This window comes from Pasteurellaceae bacterium RH1A, from assembly GCA_012221805.1.
In the GTDB taxonomy this organism is placed as follows: Bacteria; Pseudomonadota; Gammaproteobacteria; order Enterobacterales; family Pasteurellaceae; genus RH1A.
The window spans coordinates 1-19572 of the sequence record CP015195.1 but is presented as its reverse complement, the minus strand read 5'-3'; the positions used below and the strand labels follow the sequence as shown (position 1 = coordinate 19572).

General features: G+C 47.3%; 18 protein-coding genes and 4 tRNA genes. 14 read left to right on the top strand and 8 right to left on the bottom strand.

What is annotated here, in order from left to right; translation table 11 throughout:
- The first annotated feature begins 3 nt into the window (after positions 1-3).
- Positions 4-789, top strand: a complete 786-nt coding sequence (locus tag A4G20_00110) for a hypothetical protein (protein QIW14893.1) — start codon at positions 4-6, stop codon at positions 787-789.
- 428 nt (positions 790-1217) lie between these two features.
- Positions 1218-1820, top strand: coding sequence for a transposase (locus A4G20_00105; protein ID QIW16809.1), 603 nt, complete (start codon positions 1218-1220; stop codon positions 1818-1820).
- A gap of 133 nt (positions 1821-1953) precedes the next feature.
- Here the strand turns inward: A4G20_00105 and A4G20_00100 are convergent, their stop codons facing one another.
- Complete coding sequence (locus A4G20_00100; protein ID QIW14892.1) at positions 1954-3585, bottom strand: oligopeptide ABC transporter substrate-binding protein OppA; 1632 nt, start codon at positions 3583-3585, stop codon at positions 1954-1956.
- 417 nt (positions 3586-4002) lie between these two features.
- Between A4G20_00100 and A4G20_00095 the strand changes: the two genes are divergently transcribed.
- The 7 genes from A4G20_00095 (at position 4003) to A4G20_00065 (ending at position 7868) form a co-directional block, all read left to right on the top strand.
- A complete protein-coding gene (locus A4G20_00095) occupies positions 4003-5412 on the top strand; it encodes a 3-isopropylmalate dehydratase large subunit (GenBank protein ID QIW14891.1) in 1410 nt (469 codons plus the stop codon).
- A 9-nt stretch (positions 5413-5421) separates the two neighbouring features.
- Positions 5422-6024: a 3-isopropylmalate dehydratase small subunit gene (locus A4G20_00090; GenBank protein ID QIW14890.1), complete on the top strand. Its 603-nt coding sequence runs from the start codon at positions 5422-5424 to the stop codon at positions 6022-6024.
- 90 nt (positions 6025-6114) lie between these two features.
- Positions 6115-7299 carry a cystathionine beta-lyase gene (locus A4G20_00085; GenBank protein QIW14889.1) on the top strand — a complete coding sequence of 395 codons (1185 nt, stop codon included), beginning with the start codon at positions 6115-6117 and terminating at the stop codon, positions 7297-7299.
- A gap of 167 nt (positions 7300-7466) precedes the next feature.
- Positions 7467-7543 (top strand) — tRNA-Met (locus tag A4G20_00080).
- A 14-nt stretch (positions 7544-7557) separates the two neighbouring features.
- Positions 7558-7641 (top strand) — tRNA-Leu (locus tag A4G20_00075).
- Between the two features lie 23 nt (positions 7642-7664).
- Positions 7665-7739, top strand: a tRNA-Gln gene (locus A4G20_00070).
- Positions 7740-7793: 54 nt separating this feature from the next.
- Positions 7794-7868 (top strand) — tRNA-Gln (locus A4G20_00065).
- 15 nt (positions 7869-7883) lie between these two features.
- Here the strand turns inward: A4G20_00065 and A4G20_00060 are convergent.
- The gene (locus A4G20_00060) at positions 7884-8630 is read right to left on the bottom strand and encodes a 16S rRNA (guanine(1516)-N(2))-methyltransferase (protein QIW14888.1); all 747 of its coding nucleotides are present in this window, start codon (positions 8628-8630) and stop codon (positions 7884-7886) included.
- A complete protein-coding gene (locus tag A4G20_00055) occupies positions 8627-9304 on the bottom strand; it encodes a peptidase M15 (GenBank protein ID QIW14887.1) in 678 nt (225 codons plus the stop codon). Before A4G20_00055 ends, A4G20_00060 begins: the two co-directional genes overlap by 4 nt.
- Before the next feature lie 234 nt (positions 9305-9538).
- Between A4G20_00055 and A4G20_00050 the strand changes: the two genes are divergently transcribed.
- A complete protein-coding gene (locus A4G20_00050) occupies positions 9539-10045 on the top strand; it encodes a hypothetical protein (protein QIW14886.1) in 507 nt (168 codons plus the stop codon).
- A 115-nt stretch (positions 10046-10160) separates the two neighbouring features.
- Here A4G20_00050 and A4G20_00045 read toward each other — a convergent pair whose 3' ends face one another.
- Positions 10161-10757 (bottom strand): restriction endonuclease, encoded by a 597-nt coding sequence (locus A4G20_00045; protein ID QIW14885.1) that lies wholly within the window; start codon positions 10755-10757, stop codon positions 10161-10163.
- A 63-nt stretch (positions 10758-10820) separates the two neighbouring features.
- Positions 10821-11360: a 3-deoxy-D-manno-octulosonate 8-phosphate phosphatase gene (locus A4G20_00040; protein ID QIW14884.1), complete on the bottom strand. Its 540-nt coding sequence runs from the start codon at positions 11358-11360 to the stop codon at positions 10821-10823.
- 66 nt (positions 11361-11426) lie between these two features.
- On the opposite strand from A4G20_00040, the gene A4G20_00035 reads away from it, so the two are divergent.
- From A4G20_00035 to A4G20_00020, 4 genes are all read left to right on the top strand, one after another.
- Positions 11427-12116: a YggS family pyridoxal phosphate enzyme gene (locus A4G20_00035; protein QIW14883.1), complete on the top strand. Its 690-nt coding sequence runs from the start codon at positions 11427-11429 to the stop codon at positions 12114-12116.
- Between the two features lie 78 nt (positions 12117-12194).
- Complete coding sequence (locus A4G20_00030; protein QIW14882.1) at positions 12195-12953, top strand: XRE family transcriptional regulator; 759 nt, start codon at positions 12195-12197, stop codon at positions 12951-12953.
- Positions 12954-13149: 196 nt separating this feature from the next.
- Positions 13150-14982, top strand: coding sequence for a glutamine--fructose-6-phosphate aminotransferase (locus tag A4G20_00025; GenBank protein QIW14881.1), 1833 nt, complete (start codon positions 13150-13152; stop codon positions 14980-14982).
- Between the two features lie 129 nt (positions 14983-15111).
- Entirely contained in the window at positions 15112-16413 is a 1302-nt protein-coding gene (locus A4G20_00020) for a hypothetical protein (GenBank protein ID QIW14880.1), read from the top strand.
- Between the two features lie 259 nt (positions 16414-16672).
- On the opposite strand, the gene A4G20_00015 is transcribed toward A4G20_00020, so the two are convergent.
- From A4G20_00015 to A4G20_00005, 3 genes are all read right to left on the bottom strand, one after another.
- Positions 16673-17422: a molybdopterin-synthase adenylyltransferase MoeB gene (locus A4G20_00015; GenBank protein QIW16808.1), complete on the bottom strand. Its 750-nt coding sequence runs from the start codon at positions 17420-17422 to the stop codon at positions 16673-16675.
- On the bottom strand, positions 17422-18651 hold the full coding sequence (locus A4G20_00010; GenBank protein ID QIW14879.1) for a molybdopterin molybdenumtransferase MoeA: 1230 nt from the start codon (positions 18649-18651) through the stop codon (positions 17422-17424). The genes A4G20_00015 and A4G20_00010 overlap by 1 nt, the downstream gene beginning before the upstream one ends.
- Before the next feature lie 385 nt (positions 18652-19036).
- Positions 19037-19378 carry a hypothetical protein gene (locus tag A4G20_00005; GenBank protein QIW14878.1) on the bottom strand — a complete coding sequence of 114 codons (342 nt, stop codon included), beginning with the start codon at positions 19376-19378 and terminating at the stop codon, positions 19037-19039.
- Between the last annotated feature and the right edge of the window lie 194 nt (positions 19379-19572).

Below are 19572 nucleotides of genomic sequence, written 5' to 3'. Positions count from 1 at the left end.
TCCATGCGTAAAACCTTCTTTCTTTCCAGTCTCTTCCTGCTCTTTAGCACCTCTGCCCTGGCAACCTGGCAGAAGATCAATGATGTGGATTACACCTTTGGCCCCTTCAAGATTTACAATATTTCCCTTTATACGGAAACAGGGGAATATAACCCAGGCATTCGCCCCCTCATGCTAACCCTCAAATATGAAAAACCCGTTGATGGACGGGATTTTGCCATTTCCCTGGCTCGTTCTTGGTCTAATTTAGGGATTAAGGTAGAAGATCAGGAAAATATTATCAGCCATTTACGCAAGACCCTACCCAATATCGATCCTAAAGATAGCTTAAGCTATATTGCCTTGGAAGACAGGGGCTATTTTGTGCTCAATGATACGGTTTTATCCGATGAGTTTTCTGAGGAAGTAAACAATGCCATCGTGTCAGTTTGGTTGGATCCTCGGGTAGAAATTGGCAAGAAAATCACCCTAAAACGTAAGGATGAGGCCGAAAGGGAAACGGTAACAGTGCCGATTGCTGGTGTGCGAGAGCCAGTACCTGAACAAGCGGTGGAAAATCAGGAAAATTCTGCAAAAGAAGAAAATAAGGTTGATGAGCCTGCACCTGCGGCCGACAATCAGCCAGAAGAAGCCAAGCCTGAGTCAGTTCAACCTACACAGCCTGAGGAAAAAACCGAGCCTCAGCCTCAAGCAGAGCCAGACGCCCCAGAGCCCGCAGCCCCTGCTGAAGACGAAGGCGCAGAGCCTATCATTGACCCAAGCATTAAACCCAAATTGCCGATTTCATAAGGGCAATTTTGCAAACATAAAAAAATGGCATAATAGACAAAATAGTTGCTAAAAAGTGGCTTAAAGCCTTATAGTACAAGGCTTTAAGCCCTCTTTTTGAAAAATGAACAAAAAACTGCCTTTTCTGCCAAAGTGCGAATATCAAGAAACATGGTAAACAAAATAACATTCAGCGTTATTATTGTAATCAATGCCATAAAACCTTTACCCATCAAAAGAAATTAGACCCAATACAGATCTGGGATGATTACACTTCAGGAAAACAAACTTATCAACAGCTTGCCAATAAGTATCATTGTTCGGTTAGAACTATCCAAAGATATATTGATAAAGCTCCTAAAACATTATTACATCCACCTCAAAGCACATCGCTTAATATAATTATGGACACTACCTTTTTTAAGCGTAATTTCGGCGTATTAGTGTTAATGGACTCTCATACAAAGAAAGTGGTATTTCACTGTTTTGTAAGAACAGAAAAAGACGTTTACTATAAGCTGGCACTTAATAGATTGAGAGAAAAAAGCTATATAATACAATCCATTACCTGTGATGGTAGGCGAGGTCTGATGAAGGACTTGTTCAATGCACCTGTGCAGATGTGTCAGTTTCATATGGTTGCAATAGTGATGAGAAAACTCAGAAAAAAGCATCAATCACAAGCGGGAAAAGAATTAAAAGTTATCGTAAAAACACTGGTGGAGAGTTCAAAAAATGAATTTTACAAACGCCTTCATTATTGGTATTTAAAACATGAAGAGTATTTAAAAGAAAGAAGTGATAAGCCAAATGAAAAGGGATATTTACCTTATAAGCATCGTAGTGTTAGAGGGGCTTATGCAAGCCTTAAATGGTATATGAAATATTTATTTACTTTTGAAGAACGGTCAGATTTAAATATAGAAAGGACAACAAATAGGCTTGAAGGGCTATTTAAACATATGAAGCGACAGTTAAATAATCATAATGGATTAAGCAAAAAACATAAAGCCATGTTTATAAAGGATTTTTTGAATAAAAATAGCTGCTAACATTTTAGAAAATAAACATTAGCAACTATTTTGTCCACTTGGCATAGTTTTTGACGAATCAGCAACTATTTTGTCTACTATGCCAAAAAAATGGCCTAGGTTTCCCTAGGCCATTTACTTTGCTATACCAGACTTATTTCACAATATAGAGGTTTCTTAAGAGGATCTTATCTTGTGGATCTTTACCTGTGTAGCCCTTAACGTGGGTTTTAACCAAGCGAGGGTTTACATAGTTATAAACAGGTACTAGGGCAGAATCACGGGCTAGGATTTCTTCTGCCTTGGCATAGGCTGCTGCACGTTCACCTGCATCACCTGTTTGGAAAGAGGAATTGATGGCATCATCATATTCCTGGCTCTTATAGAAGGCCGTGTTGTTGCTGGAGGTGGAAAGGAAGTAGTTACCAAAGGTTGTTGCATGGTCATAGTCGGCCAACCAACCTGCACGGGCTACATCATAGCGTTTGTTACGACGGCTATCAATATAGGTTTTCCACTCTTGGTTTTCCAATTTCACCTCAATTAAGCCCTTGGTATTGGTCTTCCACATAGAAGCTGCCGCAATGGCAATTTTCTTGTGGTTTTCATTGGTGTTATAAAGGAGAGTAAACTTAAGCGGATTTTTCTTGCTAAAGCCTGCCTCTTCTAAGAGTTTGATGGCCTCGGCATTACGTTCTGCCATTGGCTGTTTGGAATATTCAGGCTGCTGAATTTTCTCGCCTTCCTCAATATAGGTTGGGGTAAAGACGTAGGTTGGGGTTTGACCTTGGCCTAGCACCTTGTCGGTAATCACATTACGGTCTAGGGCAAGGTTCAGTGCCTTACGCACCCGCACATCGTTAAACGGAGCCTTGGTGTGATTTAACTCATACATATAGGTAGAAAGCGTTCTGACTACCGATACTTCATTTGGAATTTCCTGTTTTAATTTAGCAAACTGCTCTGGCGGAATGGCATAGCTGGTAATATCAACATCGCCAGCACGGTAGCGAGCCACGTCAGTAGATGGGTTTTCAATGGCTAGGAAGGTGGCGGTATCAATCACGGTTTCCTTGTCATTCCAGTAGTGCTTATTGCGGGCGAATTCAATTTTTTCATTGATAACGTGGTTGGTCAGCACATAAGCGCCATTACCCACAAAGTTTTCTTTTTTGACCCAAGCATCGCCAAATTTTTCTACCACATTTTTATTCACAGGCACTAAAACCTGATGGGTAGTTAAACCCACAGCATAAGGCACAGAGTTGCTAAGTTGCACTACAAAAGTGTGATCATCTAAGGCTTTCACGCCTAGCTCTTCTGGTTTTTTCTTGCCATCAATCACATCTTGGGCATTTTCTACTTGCAGATAATTTAAGAAACTGGAGTAAGGAGAAGCCGTTTTTGGATCAGCCAAACGCTGCCAAGAATAGGCAAAATCATGAGCGGTTACAGGATCACCGTTAGACCATTTAGCGTCTTTACGCAGGTGGAAGGTCCAGGTTTTGAAATCAGGTGTACTTTCCCAACGTTCAGCCATACCAGGCTCAAGATTACCATCAGCATCACGGGTGACTAAGCCTTCAAATAGTTGATAGGCCACTTGGGACTCTGGCACGCCTTCTACTTTATGCGGGTCGAAACTTTGTGGCTCTGCACCATTGTTGATCACGATTTGTTGTTTAGCGGCAAGCTGCGTGCCTTCTGGCACCTTGGCAGCAAAGGCCGCACTGGAAAGGCCCAGGGCAACGGCCAGGCTTAGGAGTGTACGAGTTGTGTTTTGCATAAATGTCCTCCGTTGGAATACTATGAGATCTAAGACCTGTCAATTTTTAGCGAAAGCGGTAGGCCTTGTAAAGCAAAAAATGATCAATTTGATAACAATTTTTTAATAATGTGAGCTGGGTCACTTTTTTCACTCCCTATTAGCCTTTTTAGAAAAAGCGTAAGCCTCTACAAAGCCCCAAATTTGTCTGATAAGTTTCTGTAAATAAGAAATAGCCCAGCATAAAATTTTGCAACCTTCCTAAAAACTTGAATTTTTGGCTTTTTCAGCAGCATAAAAATATGAAAAAACCGTAAAAATAGGATTTTACTTTAGATTTTAGAGCGGTTATATTCTTCTTATCGCTTCGCAAGCGGGTTCTATTTGCAAGTTTTTTGCAAAACCCAACCGCTTGTTTTACTTAAGAGAGTTGGACTTATGGCAAAAACCCTATATCAAAAATTATTCGATGCCCACGTGGTGCACGAGGCTGAGGGCGAAACGCCCATCTTATATATTAACCGTCACTTAATTCACGAAGTCACCAGCCCCCAGGCCTTTGACGGCCTGCGGGTGGCAGGGCGGGCCGTGCGTCAGGTAGGCAAGACCTTTGGCACCATGGATCACAGTATCTCCACCCAGGTGCGGGATGTGCAGAAGCTGGAAGGCCAGGCCAAGATCCAGGTTTTGGAGCTAGACAAGAACTGTAAGGAAGCTGGCATTTCCCTCTTTGATATGAACACTAAGCAACAGGGCATTGTCCATGTGATGGGGCCAGAACAGGGCTTGACCTTACCAGGCATGACCATCGTTTGTGGCGACTCCCACACCGCCACCCACGGAGCCTTTGGAGCCTTGGCCTTTGGTATCGGAACCTCCGAAGTTGAGCACGTTTTAGCCACCCAAACCCTTAAACAGGCTCGGGCCAAGAGCATGAAGATTGAGGTGCGGGGCAAGGTGGCCCCAGGCATTACGGCCAAGGACATTATTCTGGCCATCATCGGCAAAACCACCATGGCAGGCGGTACGGGACATGTGGTTGAATTCTGTGGCGAGGCCATTCGGGACTTGTCCATGGAGGGCCGGATGACCGTCTGCAACATGGCCATCGAAATGGGAGCCAAGGCAGGCCTGGTCGCCCCTGATGAAACCACCTTTGCCTACCTCAAGGGCCGCCCTCACGCCCCTCAAGGCCAGGACTGGGAGGATGCCGTGGCCTATTGGAAGACCCTGCAAACCGATGAGGGGGCAGAGTTTGATACAGTCGTGACCCTAGAAGCCAAGGACATCGCCCCGCAAGTCACCTGGGGAACCAACCCAGGCCAGGTCATGGGCATTGATGAGGTGGTGCCAAACCCAGCTGAAATGGACGACCCTGTTACCAAGGCTTCGGCTGAAAAGGCCTTGGCCTATATTGGCCTAGAACCCCATACCGATCTTAAAGAGGTGGCGGTTGATCAGGTCTTTATCGGATCCTGTACTAATGCACGGATCGAGGACTTGCGGGCAGCCGCAGCCGTGATGAAGGGCCGTAAGGTGGCGGATAACGTCAAGCGGGTTTTAGTTGTGCCAGGTTCTGGTTTGGTTAAGGAACAGGCTGAAAAAGAGGGCTTGGATCAGATCTTTATCAGTGCGGGTGCCGAGTGGCGTAACCCAGGTTGCTCCATGTGCTTGGGCATGAATGATGACCGCCTAGGCGAGTGGGAGCGTTGTGCCTCCACCTCCAACCGTAACTTTGAAGGCCGTCAGGGCCGCAACGGCCGCACCCACTTGGTCAGCCCAGCCATGGCAGCGGCGGCAGCGGTTTTTGGTAAATTTGTCGATATTCGTCAGGTAACATTAAATTAAGGAGGCTCTATGGCAGGTATTCAACAACATTCAGGCTTGGTTGTGCCCCTTGATGCAGCCAATGTGGACACAGATGCGATCATTCCTAAGCAATTCTTACAGGCCATTACCCGAGTAGGTTTTGGGAAGCACCTCTTTCACGAGTGGCGTTATTTAGATGCTGAGGGCACCCAATCCAACCCAGACTTTGTGCTCAACTACCCTCAATATAAGGGGGCAACCATTTTGCTAGCCCGCAAGAACCTGGGCTGTGGCTCCTCCCGTGAGCACGCACCTTGGGCCCTAGCCGACTATGGCTTTAAGGTGATGATCGCCCCGAGCTTTGCGGATATTTTCTACAATAACAGCCTCAACAACCATATGTTGCCCATTCGTTTAAGCGAAGAGGAAGTAGAAGAAATCTTCCAATGGGTCTGGGCTAATGAAGGCAAGCAGATTGATGTGGACTTAGAAGCCCAAACCGTGCAAGTGGGCGATAAAACCTACCATTTTGAGCTAGATGAGTTCCGCCGCCACTGCCTCTTAAATGGCTTGGACAATATCGGCTTGACCCTCCAACACGAGGACAAGATTTCCCAATATGAAAGCCAGATCCCGGCTTTCCTCCGTTAAGCCCCAAACGCACGTTTAAGACGTGCGTTTTGCTTTTTTAGCCAATCCCTTTCATAATACAGCCATTTGATCTGATTTAAGGACGTTCTCATGACAAACCACAAACCTGCAACCACCTTCGTCCACGCTGGCCGCCAATCCCGCTATACCCAGGGGGCAGTGAATAGCGTAATTCAGCGTGCCTCTTCCTTGGTTTTTGACAGTGTGGCCGACAAAAAACAGGCTACCCAAAACCGCTACAAGGGCGCCCTCTTTTATGGCCGCCGAGGCACCCTGACCCACTTTGCCCTGCAAGATGCCATGTGTGAGCTGGAAGGCGGGGCAGGCTGCTATCTCTACCCTTGTGGGGCAGCGGCAGTCAGCAATGCTCTCTTGGCCTTTGTGGAACAGGGCGACCATGTTTTAATGACCGGTGCAGCCTACGAGCCAACCCAGGATTTCTGTAAGATCATCTTGAAAAAAATGGGCGTGGAAACCACTTTTTATGACCCGATGCTGGGAGAACAGATTGCCGACCTGGTTCAGCCCAATACCAAGGTTTTATTTTTGGAAGCACCAAGTTCGCTAACTATGGAAGTGGCTGATATTCCCGCCATCGTCCGTGCCGTACGGGCCAAAAATCCTGAGATTGTGATCATGATTGATAACACCTGGTCGGCGGGCGTGCTTTTCCCTGCTCTGGAATACGGGATTGATATTTCTATTCAGGCCGGCACCAAATATCTAGTCGGCCATTCTGATGCCATGATTGGCACGGCTGTTTCCAATGCCCGATGCTGGGATCAGCTGCGTGAGCAGTCCTACCTTATGGGCCAAATGGTGGATGCAGATACCGCCTATGTGACCGCCCGTGGCCTACGCACTCTGGGCATTCGCCTCAAACAGCATGAAGAAAACAGTATTGCGGTGGCCAAATGGCTGGATGAGCGGCCTGAAGTCAAGGCCGTTTATCACCCTGCCCTGCCAAGCTGCCCAGGCCATGAGTTTTTCAAACGGGATTTTAAGGGCGCAAGCGGTCTTTTTTCCTTTGAACTTTGCAAAACCCTAAATAATGAAGAACTGGCCAACTTCCTGGATCATTTTGAGTTATTTTCCATGGCCTATTCCTGGGGCGGCTTTGAATCCTTAATTCTAGCCAACCAACCCAAAGAAATTGCCCGTATTCGCCCAAATATTGAGCGAGAGCTAACTGGCACCTTAATTCGGGTACATATTGGCTTGGAGGCCATTGAGGACTTAATTGCAGATTTAGAGCAAGGCTTTCAACGCATATAGTCAGGCTTTTGAGGCTTAATTTGTTGGTTTTTGGCACAATTTGATGATTTTAAAATCAAACAACGCAAAAAAACATTTTTTTCAAAAAAAACGTTTGACGAGGGCAACTGAAATCCGCATAATAAGCCCCGCAAACGCCGATATGGTTTAGCAAATAAAGTTTGAATGGCTACATAGCTCAGCTGGTTAGAGCACAACACTCATAATGTTGGGGTCGCAGGTTCGAGTCCCGCTGTAGCCACCATTTAAACTTATATTGCGGGAGTGGCGAAATTGGTAGACGCACCAGATTTAGGTTCTGGCGCCAAAAGCGTGTGGGTTCAAGTCCCTCCTCCCGCACCATTTCAGTTTGCAAATTCTTGGATTGGGGTATCGCCAAGCGGTAAGGCACCGGGTTTTGATCTCGGCATCCCTAGGTTCGAATCCTAGTACCCCAGCCATCTCACAACATATAAATTTCAAATAAAGCTAACTTCGGGTTAGTTTTTCTTTTTTGGGGTATCGCCAAGCGGTAAGGCACCGGGTTTTGATCTCGGCATCCCTAGGTTCGAATCCTAGTACCCCAGCCATCCTCTCATATTAACCTATTCTTTCTTCAAATATACATCAAAGCGATGGTTCTTAGTTTCATGGCTAAAATCCGGCTTTTGCTCTGCAAGAAAGGGCGCATAATTAGGCCGTTTTACGACAACCCGTTTGTTGGCCAGTTGTTGTGCTAAAGGTAAAAAATCATCGGCATCTAAATCAGCCCCAACTAAATGTTGGAAAACCCGCATTTCCTTCTTAACCAAGGCACTTTTTTGCTTGTGAGGGAACATAGGATCGAGATAGACCACATCGGCCTTATCACAAGCGGTCAATTCTGCGATAGATCTTGCAGAAAGCAGTTGCATGTTTGCCTGCATCATGGCACCAATTTCAGGATCCTGATAGGCTCGGTTTAGGCCATCTTCTAGGAGTGCTGCCACCACAGGATTGCGTTCCACCAATTTAACCTGACAGCCCACGCAGGCCAGCACAAAGGCATCTCGCCCCAGGCCTGCTGTGGCATCAATCACTGTTGGGATAAAACCTTTTTTCAGCCCAACAGCCTTGGCAACTGCCTCGCCCCGTCCGCCCCCAAATTTGCGGCGGTGAGCCATGACACCCTCAGTAAAATTGACCGCAATGGCACCCAGTTTTGGCTCATCTAATTTGCGTAATTCCAGTTGCTGCTCGGTTTGCACTAGGGCTAAAATAGCAGAACTGTCGTGAACAAGCTGCCATTTATCACAAAGTGCTTGGAACTTGGCTTCATCTCCGCCTTCGTAGATAAGTTGAATGGCTGTCATAGGATATAGTCTTTAAAAATTTGATCTAGGTGTTGTTCAAGACAGGCTTTGCCTGCCACGTCCTCATTTTCCCAGGCAGATAAGAGGATTTCAGGCTTAAATTGGCTTGCATAGTTTTCCGCCAAGTAAAAATAACTGATATGCCAAGGCTCCAGTCCAATTTTTTTACTACACCGCTCAGAAAAAGGCAGATAGAAGTCAAAATAGGTCAAGTTTTCCACCAGCCAATTTGCAAGTTCTGCAAAATATCCATTCGCTTGATATTCCCAGGGTTCAAGCTGGAGAGATTGGCCTTGGGGGAGTAAGTCTGGATCGAATACATCAATTTCCGTCCCCCAATGATGGCGGCTAGCGCCTGGCATGGCCGACCAGCGCAGAATGGCCTGAGCCTTGGCCCAGTCATCAAGGCAGCTCAGGTCGAGGGCTTGATTCCAATCATCATGTACCTTGCGTTCACAACGAAACTTGGCATTCCAAATGGCCTTTTGCCGCTCAAAGTCCCGAAAGCTGCTGGCAGGTTGAAGGTTAAAACCTGCCTTGTGAGCAGCCGTTTGCAGGGCCAAAAAAGCCTTAGCAGCCAGTGGGTGCAGGAAATGGTTGGGTGAAAGGGCATTGGGCAGAGCAACCAAATGCTCCCGGCTCTTGCCTGTTAAGATATTTGTAAAATTTTGCATAAATAAGACCGCTTGTGGGCAACCTTTTCTAGGGCTGCTAGAGGGCGTCCACAATAGCGATTTTTGGGCGGGATTTCAACTGGTTTAGGCATGGAAAGGACAATGCAAGCGGGAGGATTTAGGGCAAAATTTGCAAATGTATTCTTTACAAACATTTTCTTAACATTTTAAGAAGTTTTTAAGTTTTCCTCTATAATCTTGCCTTTACTTATTACTTCACATTTAGGGGAATTTATGTTGGATAACCGCCAAAAATACGGCACTGTCAGCCGTTTCTTACACTGGTCCATGGCACTTTGCTTTGGTTTTATGCTTTATACTGGCCTGGCAGGCGAGGAAACCTTTAAGGCTCTCATGCCTTATCACAAGTCTGTCGGCACAATTTTAATGGGGCTTTTAGTCATCCGTATTATTTGGGCGATTGCCAACCGTAAAAATCGCCCACCTGCGGGCAATATTATGGTCACACTTGGCCACTTGGCCCTTTATGTCTTAATGATTGCTGTGCCTGTGATTGCCCTAATTCGCCAATATGGCGGCGCCCGTGGGCCTTTAGAGGTCTTTGGCGTGAATGTTATGGATGGCGCGGCAGAAAAAATTGACTGGATGGTCAATCTAGGTGGCCTCTTACATGGCGAGTTAGCCTGGGCACTCTTTGCCTTGGTGGGCGGCCATATCGTGATGGCTATCTACCACCAGATCAAGGGTGAGAAAATCATCAACCGCATGGCGGGAAAATAATAAGGATTGATGGCGCCAGCCCCCAGGCTGGTGCCTATATCAATAAGTTACTGCCCAGCCAAGACACAGGCACTCTCCGTGCCAAAGCCACAAGCGGGTCAAAATCGGTTATTTTTTATAAATCATAAAGCCCATCAGTATTAAAACTCAAGTCAGGGAAAATTCGAGAGGTAATTACATCTCCCTCCACCACTGGTTGAAGGCCGATATATTCGCCGTCTTTGAGCAAATAAATATGGATATTACGCTCCTCGGGCCGCACCACCCAATACTCCAGCACACCAGCCTCTTGGTAAAGCTCATATTTATACTTCATCTCCCGCTTGGAATTGCCTGGAGAGAGGATTTCCACCACCAAATCCGGCGCACCGATACAGCCCTTGTCGTCTAACTTATTTTCATCACAAATAACACAGAGATCAGGCTGTACTACGTTTTTAATCTTGCCTTCTTGATCAGGGAAACGCACATCAAAAGGGGCATAATAAACCCGGCAAGGGTGGTTAATAAAAACACGGTCAAATTCTCGGTTAATTTTACGGGAAATATCCTGATGTAACCGTGTTGGCGCAGGCGACATGGCCACAATCTTACCCTTGATAATTTCCACCCGTTCCTTGAGCTGCCATAAAAGGTAGTCGGCATAGCTGTAAGAGCGGTTGGGATCCAACTGGCTGAGTTCAGTAATTTGATTCATAGCAAGGCTAGACATAGGCTTCTCCTCTTCTTTTTTGCTTAGTTGATAACTTGATTATACCCTTTTTTCTCATAAAGCCTACTGGCCCATTTTCTCCACGACTTCCAAGAAGCCCGCCGCTGTGGCAAAAACGGTTTCCTTACCCTGGGCTTTTAAGATCATATCCGACAGTTCCCGAAAGGCCCCATGTCCGCCAGGGGTTTGTAGCACCAAATCGGCCTGTTGTTTGATATAGTCAGGTGCATCGCCCACCGCCACGGCCAGGCCACAGGCCTCAAAGGCAGGTAGATCTAGGGTATCATCGCCGATATAGGCCACTTCTTCAGGCGCTACCCCCAATTTAGCCATCATTTCCAGGCAGGCTGAGCGTTTTTCCATCTTACCCAGTGTGACATGTTTAAGCTTGAGCTTGGCCAGCCTGGCTCGCAAAGCTGGCAGATCGCCGCCAGAAATCACCCCCACCTCAATCCCACAAGCCATAAGCATGTGCATGCCTAGCCCATCCCGCACATGGAAGCGTTTGAGGCTTTCGCCATTAGCATCGTAGTAGAGGCTGCCATCGGTTAAAACCCCGTCAATATCGGTAATCACTAATTTAATTTTTGCTAAACTCTGCATATACCCTTCTTGTTTTTGATTGGTTTGCGTTTTAAGATGAACCATTATAGCTTTTAGGAACTCAGCATGTCTATTTCAAGTAATATCAACCAGATTCAGGCCCAAATTTGCAATTTTTGCCAAAAATCCCACCGCTTGCCAGGTGAAGTTCGTCTCTTGGCCGTCAGTAAAACCAAGCCCTTTGAGGCCATTGAAGAGGCCATCTTGGCCGGCCAAACCTCTTTTGGGGAAAACTATGTTCAAGAAGGCGTGGAGAAAATCGCCCATTTTGCGGGCAAATATGATCTGGAATGGCATTTTATCGGCCCCCTCCAATCCAACAAAACCCGTCTGGTGGCCGAGCATTTCGACTGGATGCAGACCCTAGACCGGGCCAAAATCGCCCATCGTCTTAATGAACAGCGACCGGCCCACCTGCCCCCGCTTAATGTGCTGATTCAAATTAACATCAGTGATGAAGCTTCTAAGTCGGGTATCGCCCCTGAAGAAATGTTGGCCCTGGCCCAGGAAATTGCCCATCTACCCTGCCTCAAACTGCGGGGCCTGATGGCTATTCCCCAGCCTGAAACCGATATCGAGGCTCAAAAAGTTTCACTTCGTAAGATGAAGAACTTGTTTGAGCAATTACAGGCCCAGTTTGAGGGGGTTGATACCCTTTCTATGGGCATGTCTGATGATATGGAAGCTGCCATTGAATGTGGCTCAACCATGGTTAGGATTGGCACGGCTATCTTTGGGGCCAGAAATTACAGCTAAAACTTGCATTTTATTTTTACCTCCCTATAATAGGCCTCCTTTCGAAACGAAAGATAATTGAAACTTAAGAGAAGGCCTATGTCCAAACGCAACACCCAACAACGTCGCCACCAGATTGTCCAGATGGTGCAAGCCCAGGGCGAGGTTAGCGTGGAGCAGCTTGCCAGCCTCTTTGATACTTCAGAAGTCACTATCCGTAAGGACTTAACCGCCCTAGAAGAGAGCGGTTTTTTGCTGCGTCGCTATGGCGGGGCGGTAAAAATTCCTTCTGACCTGATAGAAGAAAATGACGAACATCTTTCGATTCAAAAGAAAGCTATTGCCCAACTGGCTGCCAGCTGCATTCGGGATCATAACCGCATTATCATCGACAGCGGCTCCACTACAGGGGCCTTGGTTCATGCCCTCAACCAAACGGGCCTGGTGGTGATGACCAATTCTCTTGCCTTGGCCAACGAATTAACCGCCTTGGAAAGCGAACCCACTGTGCTAATGACTGGTGGCACCTGGGATGCCCGTTCCGAGTCTTTTCAGGGCAAGGTGGCCGAACAGGTTTTGCGTTCTTACGATTTCGATCAGCTCTTTATCGGGGCCGATGGTTTGGATTTGGCTCGTGGCACAACCACCTTTAATGAGTTGGTGGGGCTAAGCCAGGTCATGGCAGAGGTCTCACGGGAAGTCAATGTGATGATCGAATCGCAAAAAATCGGGCGAAAAATGCCCAATATCGAACTGGAATGGGGCAGGATCAGCCGCATTATTACCGACAACCAAATCAGCCCTGCGGTGAAAGCGGAGATTGAAAGCAAGGGAGTTGAGGTTTTGGTGGCGAAATAAGTTTACAAGCGGGGCAATCTGCAGATTTTTTTGCAAATTTAAACCGCTTGCTTTACCACGCACGGCAAGCCGTACGTGGTTACGAATAAGTGAGGGGCTTTGCCCCTCAGCCTATACAGGGGCAAAGCCCCTGACTTATCAGTAACCGATTGCGACGCAGTCGCTGTCGGAAATTAACTAACAGAAGGAAAGTACAATGTGTGGAATTGTTGGTGCAGTAGCACAACGTGATGTCGCAGAAATTTTAGTAGATGGCCTACACCGCTTAGAATATCGTGGTTACGACTCAGCGGGCGTGGCAGTGGTGGATGTCAACCACAATATGCAAATCGTCCGTCGTGTGGGCAAGGTTAAGGCCCTAGACGAGGCCATTGAAGCCAGCCCAGTTTTAGGTGGCACAGGGATTGCCCACACCCGTTGGGCCACCCACGGTGAGCCGTCTGAAACCAATGCCCACCCGCACCGTTCAGGCAAGATCGCTGTGGTGCATAACGGCATTATTGAAAACTACGAGGAACTTAAGGTCGAGCTTCAGGCCCGTGGCTATGTATTCCAATCCCAAACCGACACAGAGGTGATTGCTCATTTAGTTGAATGGGAATTCCGCACGGCAGGTAGCCTGCTTGAAGCCGTACAAAAGACGGTTAAACAACTACGTGGGGCCTACGGCACAGTGGTCATGAACCAAGACGATCCAAGCCGTTTGGTGGTGGCCCGTTCAGGTTCGCCGTTGGTAATTGGTTTAGGCATGGGCGAAAACTTCCTGGCCTCTGACCCGCTTGCATTACTTAGCGTAACCCGTCGTTTCATTTACTTAGAAGAAGGCGATGTGGCCGAAATCACCCGCAAAACCGTGGACATCTACACCCGTGAGGGCGACAAGGTTGAGCGTGAAATCCACGAGGGCAACTTCGAGCAGGACGCTGCGGACAAGGGCCAATACCGCCACTATATGCAAAAAGAAATCTTCGAGCAGCCAGTGGCCATTATGAACACCCTTGAAGGCCGTATTGCTAACGGTAAAGTCGTGATCGATGCCATCGGTGCCAACGCTGAAGCCATCTTAAACAAGGTGGAGCATATCCAAATTGTGGCCTGTGGCACATCTTATAACGCAGGTATGGTGGCCCGCTACTGGTTTGAATCCATTGCAGGTGTCAGCTGCGATGTGGAAATCGCCTCTGAATTCCGCTACCGCAAGTTTGTGACCCGCCCGAACAGCCTGCTTATCACCCTGTCTCAATCAGGTGAAACAGCTGATACCTTAGCGGCCTTGCGTTTGGCCAAAGAATCCGGCTTTATGGCCGCCATGACCATCTGTAACGTGGCCAGTTCTTCCCTTGTGCGTGAGTCTGACTTCGCCTTTATGACCAAAGCAGGTGTGGAAATTGGCGTTGCTTCAACCAAAGCCTTCACCACCCAATTAACCTGTTTGTTGCTCTTAACCACAGCAATCGGTCGCCTTAAAGGCAAGGTTGATGAAGCCCAAGAAAAGAATATTGTCAGCGCCCTACAGCGTTTGCCTGCACAAATCGAAAGTGCCTTGGTTTTTGATAAGGAGATAGAAAAACTCTCTGAAGACTTTGCCGACAAGCACCACACCCTCTTCCTCGGCCGTGGTGAATACTACCCAATCGCGATGGAATCGGCGCTCAAACTCAAGGAAATCTCCTACATCCATGCCGAAGCCTATGCCGCGGGCGAGCTCAAGCATGGCCCGCTGGCCCTGATTGATGCTGATATGCCAGTGGTAGTGGTTGCCCCTGAAAATGATCTCTTGGAGAAGGTGAAGTCCAATATTGAAGAAGTACGCGCCCGTGGCGGCCAGCTCTATGTCTTTGCCGACCATGATGCAGGCTTTAATGCGGCCGAGGGCTTTAAAACCATCATTCTGCCCAAGGTGGATGAGGTAACGGCCCCAATCTTCTACACCGTGCCTTTACAGTTACTCTCTTACCACATTGCTCTCATTAAGGGAACGGATGTGGATCAGCCAAGAAACCTGGCCAAGGCCGTAACAGTGGAATAATCCAAGGCCTTTCTCATATAGCCCCAATAGTTTTCTATTGGGGCTTTTTTCATGGGGATAGGGCTTGACAGCCTCCCCAAAGCCAAAGAGAATGCAAGACCGATTAACAAGATTTAACCTATTATTAACATGACCCAAGATTTTAATTTCGGCGATGACCTGATCGCCATTGTAAGACGTGATGTGACCCCAGCTTTAGGCTGTACCGAACCCATTTCTTTGGCCCTGGCCTCGGCCATTGCCGTATCGCATCTAGGCAGCCAGCCTGTGCAGATTCAGGCCAAGGTGTCGCCTAATTTAATGAAAAATGGCATGGGCGTAACCGTGCCTGGCACGGGCATGGTGGGCCTGCCCATTGCCGCAGCCGTGGGGGCGCTGGCGGGCGATCCTGAAGGCGGCTTGCAGGTTTTAAAGAAAATCCAACCGCTTGATGTGGAGCAGGCCAAGGCCATGTTGGAGGCCAAGCAAGTCAGTGTCGATATTGCCAATGTGGACTGCCCTCTTTATTCCGAAGCCTTGGTCTTGGGCGAAAGCGGCTGGGTCAAGGTCTGTATTCAGGATTCCCACACCAATGTGGTCTTGATCGAAAAAAATGGCGAGATCTTGTTTAAGCAGGAAGTGAACCAAAGCGAGTTGCCAGACGACTCGGCCTTCTTTGATGGGCTTTCCGCCCAGGCTATCTATGATTTTTCCATGCAGGTGCCAGTGGAACAAATCGCCTTTATTGCCGAAGCTGCCCAGCTGAATGCTGCCCTTTCCCAAGAAGGCCTAGCCAAGGAATATGGCCTGCATATTGGCCGCACCCTACGCAAGCAAATTGATATGGGCCTGCTCTCCGATGATCTCCTTAACCGCATTGTGATTGAAACCACCTCAGCCTCTGATGCCCGTATGGGCGGGGCCCTTCTGCCAGCCATGAGTAATTCCGGCTCGGGCAACCAGGGCATTGCAGCCACCATGCCTTCGGTTATTGTGGCCCGCTTTGTCAAGGCCGATGATGAGCAGCTCATCCGTGCCCTCTTCCTTTCTCATACCATTGCTATCTATATCCACAGCAAGCTGCCAAAACTCTCCGCCCTCTGTGCGGTGACCACCGCCGCCATGGGCAGTGCTGCTGGCATGGCCTACTTACTCAAAGGAGATTTTAGGGCTATTAGCATGGCCATTTGTTCCATGATTGGCGACATCAGCGGGGTGCTCTGCGATGGGGCGGCCAACAGCTGTGCCATGAAGGTTTCAACGGGTGTATCTTCGGCCTATAAGGCGGTCTTGATGGCCTTGGATAACAGCCGAGTGACGGGCAATGAGGGGATTGTGGAGCATTCGGTGGATAAGTCTATCAATAACCTTTGTGCCATTGCCACCAAGAGCATGGCCTATATGGACAGGCAGATTATTGAGATTATGAGCGCCAAGGAAGTGGATTGCTAGGGCGTGTTCTAGATAAAAAAAAACCCTCAGAAAACCTGAGGGTCAAACCTTTCGATCTAATTCTTAGGAGGTATATGAATCACTGTTTTATAAAAGGAGACAAATAAAACAAGATCGAAAGAAAACTAAGGAAATTATTACTACTTTTCTTGCTTAACAGATGTTAGGAAGAACCGATGGCGCGTATATTATCTATACTTGCTAAAACGGTCAAGCAGCCAAACATAACTTTGCAAAATCCTTTTTTCTGTCAATTTTTTCAGCAATTGTTACAAATTGGACACATGGCCTGCTTGGGCAACACCATCTCCCGCACTGAAAAATTCAAGCCATCAATCATCAAGAGCTTGCCTGATAGGGTCTTGCCAATATTGAGCAAGACCTTAATGGTTTCCAGAGCCTGGAGGCTACCCACCACCCCCACAATCGGGGCAATCACCCCGGCTTCTACACAAGACAGGACATTGTTGCCAAAGAGTTGGCTGAGACAGGCATAGCAGGGTTGATTTTCCTGATAGCTAAAGACAGAGACCTGGCCCTCAAAGCGGATGGCTGAGCCTGAAATCAGGGGGACTTTAGCTTGAAAACAGGCCTGATTGAGCTGGTTACGCACCTCGACATTATCAGTGCAATCCACCACTGCATCAAAGCCCAGGATAAGCTGGGCAAATTCTTTCTCGGTCAGCTTGGCATAAATCGTTTCAATCGCAATATGGGGATTGATTTGGCCCAGTCTTTCCTTGGCAGATTCCACCTTGGGCTGGCCGATATTGCGGTCGGTATGCAAAATCTGGCGTTGCAGGTTGGAAAGGGAGACCTCGTCAAAATCCACCAGAGTCAAATGCCCCACTCCAGCTGAGGCCAGGTATTGGCTGGCCGCACAGCCCAAACCACCCAGGCCGACAATCAAGACCCGGCTGGCCTTGAGTTTCTCCTGGCCCTCAAAATCAACGCTTTTCAGCACAATTTGGCGGTTATAACGTAGGGCCTCTTGATCGCTTAATTCTATCATTTGAGTAGGCTATTAAAGGGTTGAATGGTCACATGTTCGCCGGCCTGGACAGGGCCCCGCTCGGCTTCTAGCACAATAAAGCAGTTGCTTTCATAAAAGGCACTGAAGATATGGGAACCCTGCTGGCCCACTGGGCGAACTTGGAGTTGCCCCGCCTCATCCAGCCAGTAAAAGCCCCGTTGGAAGTCCTGGCGGCCGACTGCTTTTTTAAGGGGTTGGGCAGCACAAGCGGTTAAATTCGGGCTTAAACTTGCAAGTTTTTCGGCCTTCAAGCCGCTTAACTTATAAAGGGCCGGCTGAACCAGTTGATAGAAGGTCACCAGGGCCGAAACTGGGTTGCCCGGCAGGCCAAAGAACCAGGCCTTTTGTAACTTGCCAAAGGCGAAGGGCTTGCCCGGTTTCATGGCGATTTTCCAGAAGCCGATTTGGCCTAATTTTTCTAAGACATCCTTGGTAAAGTCCGCCTCGCCCACTGATACGCCCCCGCTGGTAATCAGCACATCGGCCTCTTGTTGAGCCTGGGTAAAGGCTGTTTCAAACTGGGCTGGGTCGTCAGGCAAAATACCATAATCCAAGATCTCACAGTTAAGTTTTTCCAACATCAAGCGAACAGCAAAGCGGTTGGTATCATAAATCTTGCCTGCTTCCAAGGCTTGGCCAACTGAGGTTAGTTCATCGCCGGTGGAGAGGATGGCCACTTTTAGGCGGGGGTAAACAGGCACCTCCGCAATGCCCAGCGAAGCCAAAAGGGGAAGCGTGGTGACATTAAGCAGATCGCCCTGATCCAGCACCTTGTCGCCCTGCTTCACATCTTCGCCCACATAACGGATATTTTCGCCTAGTTTAGGTTGTTTATGGAAGGTAACCGAACCATCAGGATTAAGGCTGGTTTCCTCCTGCATCACCACGGCATCAGCCCCGGCAGGGATCATGGCGCCGGTCATAATCCGCACACACTGGCCGGCAGGCAATTGGCCCTTAAAAGGTGAGCCCGCAAAGGACTTGCCAGCAACCGTCAAGGCTGAATGATGGGCTAAATCCGCCACCCGCAGGGCATAGCCATCCATAGCCGAATTATCAAAGCTGGGCACGTTGATAGGGGAGTAAACCGCCTGGCTTAAAATACGGTTGGCCGCCTGATGGAGAGGCAGGGTTTGGGTTTCAGAAGGGCTTGGCAGACGCTCGAACATATTGTCCAGCGCCTGAGAAAGTGGAAGTAGGGCCATAAGATTACCTAAATGAAAAATTTAGGCTATTTTACACCCTTGCAAGAAATTTGGGAAATGAGACCGCTTGTTTTAGGGGCATTTGGTAATGTGTAAGGGTTTTAGGCGTTTTTTTGTAACCGTTTAAATATTTATTGTGGAGGTTTAGTTTAGGATGAACTTGGTTTAGGACAGTTACTTTTATCAATGATAATTTAAGGCTAAAATCAGATATTTAGTATCATATATGATACTTACAAGCCTAAAATTGCTTAAATGATTAAAAGTTCCAAAAACAGACAGTATTTTCATTCATCAGGAAAATAATATAAGTCTTTCAATAAAAAAGCGGTAGGTTTTTGCAAATTTCCGCCAAAAATCTACCGCTTGTGATCATATTATCTTGTTATCTTGAGCATTTCCCTGCTTTTTCAAGCATAATATTACAACTGCCTTTTGTCTTTTTCGTAGAGCCTGTTGCTTTGGTGCTTCCTGTTACTTCTACGCATGTAGGTGAGACAACCACCCCGAATGAAACAGGGTTTCCGCCAATTACGGTACAATTATGCTTTCTGCCATTGATAACAGCATTATATTTGGTTTCATACATTCCCCTATCAATATTAGATACTTTTACTTGCTCTGGATCAACACCTAAAGCAAAAGCAGTTTCCTTTTCTAACTTCTCTTGTCCTGCACAAGCAGATAGCAAAATACCTAAACCCATAATAGCAATGATTTTTTTCATGGTAGCCCCTTTATAAAAAATAACGGATATAAGATATATTATTATGAAATACATCTTCTACAATTATAAAGGAAAGGAAGGAGGGAAAAGGAAAATATTATCAATATTTGTGATCAAGATCACATTATTTAATTTTATAAATCTATTTTTATTATTCAAGCGGTAGGCTCCTTGCAAATTTCTGCAAAAATCCT